Source organism: Paenibacillus sp. 276b, from assembly GCF_900107875.1.
GTDB lineage: Bacteria > Bacillota > Bacilli > Paenibacillales > Paenibacillaceae > Paenibacillus > Paenibacillus marchantiae.
In genome coordinates this window covers 924,262-936,354 of the sequence record NZ_FNRR01000001.1, presented here as the reverse complement: position 1 = coordinate 936,354, position 12,093 = coordinate 924,262, and the positions used below count along the sequence as shown (strand labels likewise).

At 45.4% G+C, this 12,093-nt stretch carries 9 protein-coding genes; 2 read left to right on the top strand and 7 right to left on the bottom strand.

The features are described 5' to 3' along the window. Positions 1 to 2: 2 nt before the first annotated feature. The 4 genes from BLV50_RS04100 to BLV50_RS04085 all read right to left on the bottom strand — a co-directional run bounded on the left by BLV50_RS04100 (position 3) and on the right by BLV50_RS04085 (position 4,752). A complete protein-coding gene (locus BLV50_RS04100) occupies positions 3 to 1,646 on the bottom strand; it encodes a type 2 periplasmic-binding domain-containing protein (protein ID WP_072732697.1) in 1,644 nt (547 codons plus the stop codon). Between the two features lie 70 nt (positions 1,647 to 1,716). Then, positions 1,717 to 2,604, bottom strand: a complete 888-nt coding sequence (locus tag BLV50_RS04095) for a carbohydrate ABC transporter permease (RefSeq protein WP_063563591.1) — start codon at positions 2,602 to 2,604, stop codon at positions 1,717 to 1,719. Positions 2,605 to 2,619: 15 nt separating this feature from the next. Further along, a complete protein-coding gene (locus BLV50_RS04090) occupies positions 2,620 to 3,531 on the bottom strand; it encodes an ABC transporter permease (protein ID WP_052016450.1) in 912 nt (303 codons plus the stop codon). A 198-nt stretch (positions 3,532 to 3,729) separates the two neighbouring features. Beyond that, positions 3,730 to 4,752 (bottom strand): LacI family DNA-binding transcriptional regulator, encoded by a 1,023-nt coding sequence (locus tag BLV50_RS04085; protein ID WP_063563590.1) that lies wholly within the window; start codon positions 4,750 to 4,752, stop codon positions 3,730 to 3,732. A 181-nt stretch (positions 4,753 to 4,933) separates the two neighbouring features. Here BLV50_RS04085 and BLV50_RS04080 point away from each other — a divergent pair, with 181 nt between their 5' ends. Continuing rightward, positions 4,934 to 10,018, top strand: coding sequence for a DUF11 domain-containing protein (locus BLV50_RS04080; RefSeq protein ID WP_090806055.1), 5,085 nt, complete (start codon positions 4,934 to 4,936; stop codon positions 10,016 to 10,018). 3 nt (positions 10,019 to 10,021) lie between these two features. Here BLV50_RS04080 and BLV50_RS04075 read toward each other — a convergent pair whose 3' ends face one another. Together BLV50_RS04075 and BLV50_RS04070 are read right to left on the bottom strand one after the other, a co-directional pair. Beyond that, positions 10,022 to 10,870 (bottom strand): methyltransferase domain-containing protein, encoded by an 849-nt coding sequence (locus tag BLV50_RS04075; RefSeq protein WP_176854330.1) that lies wholly within the window; start codon positions 10,868 to 10,870, stop codon positions 10,022 to 10,024. A gap of 121 nt (positions 10,871 to 10,991) precedes the next feature. Beyond that, on the bottom strand, positions 10,992 to 11,300 hold the full coding sequence (locus BLV50_RS04070) for a thioredoxin family protein (RefSeq protein ID WP_306454171.1): 309 nt from the start codon (positions 11,298 to 11,300) through the stop codon (positions 10,992 to 10,994). A 211-nt stretch (positions 11,301 to 11,511) separates the two neighbouring features. Here BLV50_RS04070 and BLV50_RS32655 point away from each other — a divergent pair, with 211 nt between their 5' ends. Then, the gene (locus BLV50_RS32655) at positions 11,512 to 11,655 is read left to right on the top strand and encodes a hypothetical protein (RefSeq protein WP_176854328.1); all 144 of its coding nucleotides are present in this window, start codon (positions 11,512 to 11,514) and stop codon (positions 11,653 to 11,655) included. Positions 11,656 to 11,768: 113 nt separating this feature from the next. Here BLV50_RS32655 and BLV50_RS04065 read toward each other — a convergent pair whose 3' ends face one another. Further along, positions 11,769 to 12,062, bottom strand: a complete 294-nt coding sequence (locus BLV50_RS04065) for a DUF3817 domain-containing protein (protein ID WP_090806051.1) — start codon at positions 12,060 to 12,062, stop codon at positions 11,769 to 11,771. Between the last annotated feature and the right edge of the window lie 31 nt (positions 12,063 to 12,093).

Below are 12,093 nucleotides of genomic sequence, written 5' to 3'. Positions count from 1 at the left end.
TCTTATTGGATACCCAATTTCTCTTTATTCTGTTTCATTTTCTCACTACGGACCTTCAGGATATCATCCCAACGGTTTTCACCTAAAAATGACTTGTAAGCGGCGAGCGCATTGTCAAAAGAGGCATCATCTTTGGCACGTACCATGCTTACCAGGGTTGAATTCCACTTGGCGTTGATCGCCGACAACGCACGTGCTTCAGGTGTTCCTTGATTCGGACTAATATTCTCCAGAATGAAGTGTGGTTTCAGTTTGCCTTTGCCCCACTCTTGCATTTGTTTAATCGCTTCCGGGAAAGCATCAGCACTCAGTGCTTTGTAACGGTCATGGCCAAAGAACATGAATTCGCCCATCCGGTATTCCTTCTTGAATTTGTCCGCATTATGAAGTTGCAGGTCTTTCACAGCTGGCATCAACTCAACCGTACCATCTGCATTCTTTTTATACGTCTCGCCTTCAATACCATAGTTCATCAGAAGCTGACCTTCTTCACTTAGCAGGTACGTAAAGATTTGAATCGCTTTGGCTGGATCTTTGGCGTCCTTGGAGATGAAGTTGATCATCCAGCCTGTAATACCGGATTGATTAAGTGTCGGTGCATTACCCTTGGTGCTTTGTGGTCCATCAACGGCAACATACTCTTTGCCTTCATTGGCACTCAGATAAATTTGCAGATTTCCTCCCTGTTGAGGTGTACCATCCAGCAGCATCGTTGCATATTTTCCGGATTTCACTTTTTCCTCAAAGGCCGTACCATCATCAGCAAAGCTGTCATCACTGATATTTCCGTCTCTGTATACCTTATTTAAAGTCTTCAGCCATGTAAGATAATCTTCATCCTGATTGCGATCATAGAATTCTCCATTTGCAGTTTCAAGCGGCACGCCAATGAAGTCTTGCAACACGTCTCCGAGTGAACCTGTTCCTTCACCGATAGAGTTAAAACCAAATGGAATCAGCGTTGGGAACTTTTCCTTGATCTGTTTCATCACACTTTCGAATTCCTCTGGTGTTCCCATGACAGGACTTCCCAAAGCTTCGTATACATCTTTACGGATGATAAATGCCGTTTTGGCTGGGATGTTGCCGCTATCATAATCGGCTTGCGTATTGGAGTAGTTTGGATAGCCATACGTCTTGCCATCAGCCTGCTGGAACCAGTTCAGGGTATCGGCAGCTGCGACTTTGTTGAAGTATGGATCATATTTCTCCGCAAGATCATTCAGCGGCATAGCCCAGGTTGCGGCTTTTTGCACCACAGGAGAGTTAGAGTCAAATACTGTCAGCAGGTCAGGCATATCTCCACCGGCAAAGAACGTATTTAACTTCGTGTCATCACCTGTAATGAATTTGATATTGATGTTCAGATCTTCCTTGATCTTTTTGGTTACAATGTCTTTGCCGAAATCCGTGTTCCACCAGTCGGCATTAACATACCAAGTTAGGTCTGTAGCTTCTTCCTTTTTATCCAGCTGCCAAGCTGGTTTTTCCGGATCGACTGTATAGCGATCTTCAATGGAAACCCAGTTTCCTTCGCTCGAACCCCCTGATCCACTACTGCAGCCTGTAATCATGATCACCGCTGTCAGCAATGCCGCGCACAGTTTAACTCCTTTTTTGCCTGCTGCCTTATTCATCTTGAACATATTGTTTCCTCCTTAAAGTTAGGTGAGAAATATTGAATAGAGCGAACTTTCGAACAAGCTTAGATTCCTCTTACTCCTTGACTGCTCCCAGCATCATACCCGAGATAAAGTATCTTTGAAGGATAGGATAGATCAGTATGATCGGCAGAGTAGTAATAACAATCGTAGCCAGTTGCACCCCTTTAGTCGTTGTTTCAATGACTGCCGAGCCGCCCACATTTTGCATGGATTGCGTTTGGGACTGAACAATAATCTCGTACAGCATCATCTGCAGCGGATACAGCGACTGATCGGTAATGTACAACTTAGTTGTCATAAAGTCATTCCATTGCCCTACTCCATTGAACAATGCAATAGTTGCCATCGCTGGCATGGACAGCGGGATGAAGATTTTGAGGAAAATATGCCAGTCTCCTGCACCATCGATTTTGGCTGACTCCTCCAGGGAATCCGGTACATTCCGGAAGAAATTCATCAGAATGACGACATCATAGAAGCTGAACAATGCCGGAATAATGTACACCCAGAAGCTGTTGAGCAGGCCAAGTGATTTGATCAATAAGTACGTTGGGATCATTCCGCCAGAGAAGAACATCGTGATAACTCCCATGGCTACGTACAGTTTACGGCCACGTATGTGCTTTTTGCTCAGACCGTAACCGACCATGGCACAGAAGAATACGTGTGTAACGACTCCGATTGTTGTTTTGGAAACGGAGATGAAGAACGCTTGCCAGATGTTCGAATCGTTGAATACGGCTCTATAATTCTCCAGCGAGAACTCCGGTGACCAGAAGATGAACCCGCCTTCCGCCAAAGCCTTGCCCGAGCTAAAAGAAGAGATAATGACATTCCAGAGCGGAACCACAATAACGACAGTACAAATAGCGAGTAAAATAATATTTAAGGTATCAAAGATCCGACTATCGAGATCTTCTTTAGCCACCTTTCCATTCACACGGGATGCCTCCTTCTACAGCACAGATTGATTATCGTTTAATTTGCTTGTAATTTTGTTCGCGGTGACCAACAGAATAACGGACACGATCGAGACGCCCAGACCAACTGCGGTAGCATACGAAAAGTCACCCTGTGACATCCCCATACGATATACATACGAATTGATAACTTCTGCCTTGTCACGGTTTTGCGAGTTCATCAGAACGAGCGTCTGGTCCAGATTGGAACCAAGTAAACCGCTTACAGTAAGAATCAGATTAAGGCTAATGATTGACTTCATGTTAGGCAATGTGATATTCCAAATTTGTCTGAGACGGCTTGCACCATCAATTTTGGCTGCCTCGTAATACGTAGGATCAATCTTGGACATAATCGCCAAATACAGAATCGTTCCCCAGCCGGCCTCTTTCCAAATATCGGATAAAACTGCAATCCACCAATACTTGCCTGCATCCAGCAAAATGTTCTGCGGTTGCGAGATCACTCCCAAGCTGAGTAGCAGCTGATTAAACAATCCCGTTGTTGAAAACCAGGTGATCAGCATGCCGCCCAATACAATCCAGGACAGAAAGTGAGGTAGATATGAAATCGTTTGCACGAACTTTTTGAAACGTCCGCTGTTTAATTCATAGATCATGATCGCCAGGATAATGGGAATGACAAACCCGATACCCAATTTCAAAAAGCTGATCCCCAGCGTATTCACTACGGCATCCCAGAAGTATTTGTCTGACATAATGATTCTGAAATTTTCCAAACCGACCCATGGTGCGCTAGACAGCGTATCAATAACGGTGTAATTTTTGAATGCAATCGTCAATCCGTATATCGGAATGTAACAAAAAATAATCATAAAAATGATGCCGGGTATAATCATCGATTGAATTTCCCATTGTCTTCGATAATCGATGACGAACTCTTTCATTCTTTGTCCGATTGGCTTCCTTCCCCCCGGTCTTACAGGCTTTTTACCGGTTGACGACGTCTCTACGGCTAATTTACTCACGCTCTTTTTCTCCCCTCCAACTTAAGCATTTCCTCATAAAAACGTTTTTATTTTATGACAAAAAAACCCCCTAATATCAAATCTATAATTAAAAAAGACCGGAAATGATTGAATCAGTTATGTTAAAAAATCACTCCGGTCCATCTTCACATGACTTGAGCCCCGTATGATAAGTTCACCCGCCAGTTTTTGTGAAACCCCATGTTCCTTCTTCTTGATCATGCGAACCAGGTGATTGATCGCCAGGATACCCTGCCTTGCAATCTGGTTTCGTACGGTACTTAATGGCGGGGAAAAATATTGGGCAATATCAATATCATCGAAGCCTACTACACTTACATCTTGAGGAACCTCGAAGCCATGAGACTTCAACGCATGGATGCAGCCGATTGCACTCACATCATTTCCTGCAAGAAAAGCATCAGGCAGCTTGGCAGGATGCAGATGAAGAAAAGATTTTACAGCACTGTAGGTGCCCTCTTCCTCAAAATATCCCTGTAAGATGTAATCATCATCCAACGGAAGCTGGTACTCACGCAAAGCGGCCAAATATCCATCTCTACGCTGATTACTGTCAAACATGGTGTCCACGCCGGATATGTAAGCAATTTTCTTGTGCCCCAGTCCAATTAAATACTTGGTTGCTTCGTAACCCGCTACATAAGAGTCAAATATGACGCTTCCCATAGTATCGCTCTGATAGACCCGATCCAGAAACACAGCCTTAATCTTGTCTTTCTCCATAGCGACAATATCCTGCTCATCAATCCGCAGTTCTTCGTAGATGATAACGCCATCCACACGCCGTCCCAGAATATTACTCATAATGACCTGCTTATCCTTGGTCACAAACACATTCAGCCCGTAGCCCAGACGATCGCATTCGCGAGACATGGATTCAACCAGCTTATAAAAGTATGGACCCGACACACTTGTGGTGAAAAAACCCAGCATTTTGGTTTGCCCGGATTTTAGCAGCTTGCCGTTCAAGTTGGGAACGTAGTTTAAACGCTCTGCCACCTTCAGGACATGTGATTTGGTCTCTGGGTTTAAGACATCCACGCCGTTCAAGGCGTTGGAAACCGTAGAAATGGATACCCCGGCTTCCCTTGCAACATCTTTAATTGTAATCTTTCCCATAATTTTTTGGTCCTTTGCTATAAAAACGTTTTTATATATTTTAAATTAGCATAAAACCGTTTTCAATACAACACTTATTCACTGATTTTTTTTGCTACTCATTTATTTACGATTTTTGGCATGGTACAAGATACTACGAAAGTATACGTGTAGAGACTAACTATGCGGAAGGAAGATGATAATGGCCTTTATTGAAAGGTATGCGATAAATGAAAATGGTGCAGTGACTTTCACAGGCAATACGCTTGGACTTAGCCGCTCTGAAACTGTTGGTGTTCCCGGGACAGTTGACAGCATCGGGGCTTATATTACGACGGATACCACACAGCAGTTTGGAACATATCCACCAGGAACAACGAATCTTTTTCAGAACAACAGCTCCTCTGCTGTACTACAAATCCTCGCAGGCAGCAGCATCCTGTATGCCGAATTAATCTGGGGGGGTACATACATTGACAATACGGAGAACAATTCCGCCTTTATCAATGATGCTGTACAGTTTACAACTCCAGCAAGTCAGACCAGTGTTTTTCCGGACCCGGCAACCAGTTTTGAAGTCATCTTGTCCACCGCTTCCGGATTCCCCACAACCTATGCCTATGTTCGTTCTGCAAACGTTACAAGTCTAATCTCTGCTGGAGGAGCAGGAACCTATACGACCAGTGGAGTAGTTGGAACACTGTCCATACCCGATCCGACCTCCAACCATGCGGGCTGGACACTTGCGGTAGTGTACCAAAATGCTGCCTTGCCTTTGAGAAACATGTCCATTCGAGTGAATGCCGATGTCATTCTTTCCACTTCGGGTCCTGTCAACATGATTATTGATGGATTTGCCACACCATTCATGGGTCCACTGGCAGGTCGGGCACAATTCAGTACACAGGAGGGTGATGCGAACAAGACCGGGGATCAGGCTCGTTTTGGACCGACCATTGCCACTGTGACGAATCTGTCAGGTCCGAACAACTTCTCCGACAACTTCTTCGCTTCACAGATCAATGATGATGCCGGAAACCTCGATACCTCTGGTACGTTCGGGACAAGGAATCAGATCAATGGAACCCCTGGTACAAACATCGTTGGTGGTCGTCAAGGCTGGGATATTACGAACGTGGACGTCGGATTTACATTGCTCAATACACAGACTCAAGCTGCCTTCCAGCTTACAACGAATGGAGACGGCTATCTTGTTGACGGCAACGGATTACAGATCGATATCAACCTCCCTGCCCTTAATGCCGTCAAAAGTGCCAACGTAACTGATGCTGTCGTCGGAGATACGGTAACATATACTATTATCATCTCTAATACTTCATTGGTTAATGCAACGAACGTTATGTTCTTTGACAACATTCCTGCAGGAAGCTCCTTCGTAACGAATAGCATCACACTCAATGGGGTTTCACTGCCGGGTACAGATCCGGTAACCGGATTTCCGATTGGAGATTTCAACTCGGGAACCTCCGCTACCGTGACCTTCCAGGTATTGGTCACATCCGTACCTGTACCGGCTCAGTTGTTTAACCAAGCCAGAGTCGGTTATACTGCCCCTACCGTACCCGATGGTCCGATTATTAATACTGCGGTTACCTCCAATGCAGTGGTGGTTCCCATCTATGAACCCAATGTGGCTATTGTCAAAAGCGCAGACACAACCAATGCTCTTGTCGGAGATACAGTTACCTACACGTTGGTCGTAACCAATACGGGAAATATTGATGCCACAACAACCGTCCTAGACAATATACCAGACGGTTCCGTCTTTGTACCGGGCAGCGTAACCGTCAATGGTGTTTCTCAACCAGCTTCTGACCCTGTTGCAGGAATACCTATTGGTCCGGTTGCACCCAACGCAACCTCTACAGTCACTTTCCAGGTAAGTGTTGTTAGTCAGCCAGCTGGATTGCAATTGGTCAATCAGGGAACAGCCTCCTATACCTTTCAGCCACCAGATGGCCGTGTAATTCCCGGATCTGTTACATCTAACACGGTTGTCATCCCTGTCTCGCTACCTATGTTGAGTGTTGTGAAATCAACTGCTGCTACAGATGCAGTGGTTGGTGATACCGTTACCTATTCCTTTACAGTTACCAATCAGGATGCCAGCAGCATTACCCACGCTGTACTGACCGATAACATTCCAACGGGTTCCTCGTTTCTAACTGGAAGTGTCACGTTAAATGGTGTACCCCAGCCTACAGCAGATCCTGTTTCTGGTATCTCTGTCGGTACTCTCTTGCCTGGTGCATCAGCCACAGTCACTTTCAGTGTTCAGGTAAATACCCTGCCCTCACCACCTCAACTAACAGATCAGGCCCAGGTGAGCTTCGACAGCGGTACCTTTAGCGGAGTTTCCTTTTCCAATGTGGTCATCATTCCTGTGTTCCAGGCCATTATAGCCGTTGCTAAGGCTGCTACACCTACGTTTGCTGTAGTCGGGGAAGCCGTGACCTTTCAGTTTACCGTGACCAATTCAGGAAATATTGGCGCAACAACCACATTAACGGACATCATTCCGCCAGATGCCACCTTTGTTGCCGGAAGTGTACTCATAAATAGCCTTCCGGTCCCTCTTGCCGATCCGAATGCCGGCATTTCTCTAGGCCTCGTACCGACAGGTGGCTCGACCCTGGTCAGTTTTCAAGTCGTAATTACATCATTACCGGCTTCGTTTCAGATTGTTAACCAAGGTAATGCCAGCTTCACCTTCACTCCACCGGACGGCCGCATTATTCCTGGCAGCAGCAGTTCCAATCTAGTGGTTATTCCCATTTCGGCAGACAATCTGACCGTAGTCAAAACAGCAAGTGAGCTCCAAGCCGTTATTGGGGATATTGTCACATACACGCTAGTTGTTCAGAATAATGATCCGGTTGACGCAACCAATGTCAGTCTCACAGACCCTATTCCTGTTGCTTCTGTTCTGGTTCCGGACAGCGTAACGGTGAACGGTGCATCTCTCCCAGGAGTCGATCCTAGCGCAGGAGTCCCTATCGGAACAATTCCAGCCAACGGCTCTGCAACCGTCACGTTCCAGGTCAGTGTGGTCGGAACAGCTCCGCCGGTTCCTTTTCCCCTGTTTCTGGTTGACCAGGCCACCGTTACGTTTACAACCGGAGAATTCACTGGAACGGCCTTATCCAATATCGTCAATGTCCGGGTGTTTGAACCCGTCATTGCGCTGGTAAAATCAGCTGTCCCATCGACTGCTGTTGTGGGTGATATTATTGCGTATACCGTTTTAGTGTCCAATGACGGTAACTATAACGCTGACGTTATCCTGGTTGACCCATTACCGGCAGGAGAGGCTTTTGTACCGAATAGTGTGCTGATCAGTGGTAACCGTTGGAGCAGTGCCAACCCAATAACCGGAATTAACTTGGGAACGATCCAGCCCAATTTTCCGGTGACGGTTACTTTTCTAGCCACAGTGACATCCGTGCCAACTCCACCCGAGCTTGTCAATCAGGCTACTGGAGATTACACCTATACTCTTCCTGACGGGCGGATCATTCCGGGTTCATCCTTGTCCAATACGGTGACGGTTCCCGTGTCCGAACCAGGGGTTCTGTCCCTTGCCAAATCAGCTGACGTTACCGCCGCGGCCCCAGGAGATATTATTACGTATACGCTGCTCGTTCAAAATCCTACAGAATTGCTGGCAACATCCGTCTTTCTTACGGACCCGATTCCGGCTGGGTCAAGTTTTGTGCCTGACAGCCTCACCCTGAATGGTGTAGCTCAACCTGGGGTTAATCCCTCCACAGGTGTAAGTATCGGCACTATAGGTGCAGGCAGCTCCACGACAGTGACGTTCCAGGTCAACGTCAATGCACTTACACCGCAGCCTGTGACCCAGACGTTAACCAATCAGGGCACCGTTACCTTTGCCATAAACGGAGTAAGTGGAAGTTCGCCGTCCAATGTCGTTTCCATTCCTGTCTATAATCCTGTCATTACCATTCTTAAATCCGGTACCCCCGATGCCGTAGATCTTGGAAATACCGTGTTCTATCAGCTTGTTGTTCAAAATACAGGCAATATTGCAGCCGATGTAACCGTTATTGATCCAATTCCACCTGAATCATTCTTTATACCTGGATCTTTAACCGTAAACGGAGTGGAAATAAGCGATAATCCGGTTAGTGGTATTCCATTGGGGGAAGTGGCACCAGGTGAAACATTCACGATTAACTTTCAGGTAAATATTCTGTCATTCCCATCGAATAATCAGGTTGTGAACACAGCGATAGTCAATTATAATTTCACTCTTCCTGATGGCAATGTCATTTCCAATTCTGTGGAGTCCGATTCAGTCACTACTTTTATCAGCGATCCTCTTCTGGAAATTGTCAAATCTGCTTTGCCGAGTCAGGTCGTCCCGGGAGAAACGATTACGTTCTCCTTCCTGCTGACGAATGGTAACAATGTCCCGTTTAGTGCCATTATATTTACGGATCGAATCCCTGAAGCAACTACTTTTGTTAATAACAGTGTTACGATCAGAGATGTGAGTGTACCCGGAGTCAATCCGATTAATGGATTTGAGGTAGATAATATCGCACCCTTATCCGCGATTCCTATCACCTTCCAAGTCATTGTGAATCAAGGAATTACATTGGCTCAGATCACCAATCAGGCCAGTGTTTCCTATACATTGGGCGAGGTTTCATTTAACGTTCTGTCCAATGTCGTTCTCATGCAGGTGATTTTCCCAGTTCCACCAGTACCGCCAGTACCACCCGGGCCTCCTGAGCCTCCAACGCCGCCGTTACCACCTGTTAATCCGACTACACCAACAACGCCTGGTTCTTCACAACCGTCCACCCCATCCGTTCCTTCCATACCAATCTCAGCACCTGTGATTCCTGTCCAGAAGACGGCAAGCAAAAGCATTGTTGAGGTAGGAGAAAGCGTTGATTATGTGGTCCTCATTCAGAATACGAGTGCATTTGCAGCCAAAAATCTGGTTCTCACGGATCAACTGCAATCTGGCGTTACTTTGGTTTCTGGTAGTGTCACAATACAGGGTATTGCTCAACATAATTGTAGTTTGGCGAGTGGAGTCTCCTTGGGTGATCTGCTGCCAGGAACATCGGTGGAGGTTGGATACACAGCCATAATCAAACATCAGCCATCCAACGGAAAGGTCATGAATCAGGCTACAGTCTCCCTTTCCTTTGTTCTTCCAGACGGCAGTTTAATTCCCATTACGCTGGCTTCCAACAAGGTTATCGTCACTGTTGTTGAGGCCGAAGAGTAAAATTCAATCTCTTTTCTTTTTCCGCTTTGGTGATCGCATATTGCTTTTGCGTCCGGACTTTAAACGACGGTTAACTGTCGTGCCTACACTCCTCTTACTGCGTTGCGGTAAGGGGAGTTTTTTCTCTGGTATTTCACGCTTCTCTTGCCCTAATGTGGGAGACAAGTGTTCCAGATAAAAGGGCTTCTCCAGTCCTTCCTGATCCTGATATTGAATTCTTTGCTCTTTGATGTAATCCGGCTCCTCCAGCAGTTCGCTTGATTGGTATCCAGCAACTTCGGCATCTGAAATCGACTGCTTTACAACAAGGAGATGATACATAATCTGATAAGCTACATTCAGTTGGGAGTGTCGTAACAGTTCCAGTTCCGTTTCATTGTATAAACCGTGATAGGAAGGGAAATAGAAAAACTCCATGTTGAGCAACCTGAAATCGATAGGGGATTCTACTGTCTCCTCCTGAAGCTGCAGGCGATCTGAACTATACAAAGGTGACTTGTCATCATGTATTTCATTGACCTGAGAAGTCCAGAATTGGGGCATGTATTCATTAAACAACTGCTTGAAATGGGGATTAACCATATGTGAGGTTACATGTGCATAGGGGGCTACGATACAGACAATCGCTTTGTGTGTACTAATCCTGTATATTTCCTCCATCACCTGCTGCAAATGATCAACATATTGCAAGCTGTGTGAACACATCACAAATGTGGCACAGTTATCATCAATCGGGAGGGGCGAATTGATATCGTGAACAATGTTAGTCGTGGGATATGCTATTCGATCAATTCCCGTACAATTTTGGTGTTTATTTTTTCCGCTACCCAAATCGATTCTCAATCCGCTCACTTCTTCCTCATACAATTTAATACTGTATTTTATTCCAAAGTGGGACTACGTGTATAAGCGTTCACCCTATGTTCATGGCATATTATGCAAAAAAAGCAGCTCATATATGAGCTGCCGATAATCATGCTTCTAATTCCCCGTTCTGGGTGTACATACGATAAATTTGTTGTACCTGCTCTTCCAATCGATCAAAGCGAACAAAACGATCGGCTCGAATATACTCCTTCTGCTCCACCAACATAATCATCGTGGGAACTGTGAAAATAAGAAACCTGGACGCCACCTCTTCTACTTGGTTAGCATTGATGTGGGCCAAGTGCACCATTGGATACGGTTCAAGTAACTCCCTAATCTTAGGGAGTAAGGCGTGACATACACTGCACTCTGGCCGTGATACGTACAAAAAAACCAATTCATGTTGCTTAATCATTTCTTCGATCATTTCTATGGATGTTAAAGTATGGAGCTCTTTCATAGGGGTCATCCCTTTCGGTCAGTTGGCAACTATAGTTAAACTATAGTTTATCACGAATGATTGACTGTACAAATCTCGCACTCACCTAAACATTTTCTTTTCAAACACAGCCTATCTGCATTAAAATGAAGTTGGAAGATCATCCCATATGAAAAGAGGTTATTGTATGAAAAAATCATTTGTTTTTCTGCTTACTGCCCTGATTGCTGTTATCTCCTTCTCCGCGTATGCACCTGCATCTGCATCTGATGCCTCTGGTGATATTGGAGTTAGCCTGCTATCCGATCGTCAATCAGGCACAGTAAAATAAGCGTTCGCACTCTTTCCAAGAAAGAATTTGTACAGAAAATCAGCAGGCGGCCAGTTCGGATAACATCCGGGTTGGTCGCCTGCTGTCATTGTCATTGTTCTTTTCAGCAATCTTTACTTCCAATCCCTCTTGCGAAGATAGGATTCGAATACAAATGTTCCAAAAGGCAATAAGCCTGCTACCAATCCCATGAACCAGCGTGAAGCTTTCCACTTCTTCACAACTGCCAAATGCACAAGTGTAATCAGATATAGCGGAAAAAGAATACCGTGAATCATACCCATAATCATTACTGGGGAAGACATATCGGCTAAATATTTTAGCGGCATGGCTATAAAAATCAACAGCAGCAATGATATACCTTCCCAAATGCCTGCAATTCTAAATCGACCCGTCACTGTCTTCATCCTGTTCAATCTCACCTTTCCAGCGGCTAGT

What these genes read in the sequence shown, in the direction of transcription:
- BLV50_RS04065 (WP_090806051.1), bottom strand. Translation starts at nt 12,062, where the DNA reads ATGAAGACAGTGACGGGTCGATTTAGAATTGCAGGCATTTGGGAAGGT.
- BLV50_RS04090 (WP_052016450.1), bottom strand. Translation starts at nt 3,531, where the DNA reads ATGAAAGAGTTCGTCATCGATTATCGAAGACAATGGGAAATTCAATCG.
- BLV50_RS04085 (WP_063563590.1), bottom strand. Translation starts at nt 4,752, where the DNA reads ATGGGAAAGATTACAATTAAAGATGTTGCAAGGGAAGCCGGGGTATCC.
- BLV50_RS32655 (WP_176854328.1), top strand. Translation starts at nt 11,512, where the DNA reads ATGAAAAAATCATTTGTTTTTCTGCTTACTGCCCTGATTGCTGTTATC.
- BLV50_RS04070 (WP_306454171.1), bottom strand. Translation starts at nt 11,300, where the DNA reads ATGATTAAGCAACATGAATTGGTTTTTTTGTACGTATCACGGCCAGAG.
- BLV50_RS04080 (WP_090806055.1), top strand. Translation starts at nt 4,934, where the DNA reads ATGGCCTTTATTGAAAGGTATGCGATAAATGAAAATGGTGCAGTGACT.
- BLV50_RS04100 (WP_072732697.1), bottom strand. Translation starts at nt 1,646, where the DNA reads ATGTTCAAGATGAATAAGGCAGCAGGCAAAAAAGGAGTTAAACTGTGC.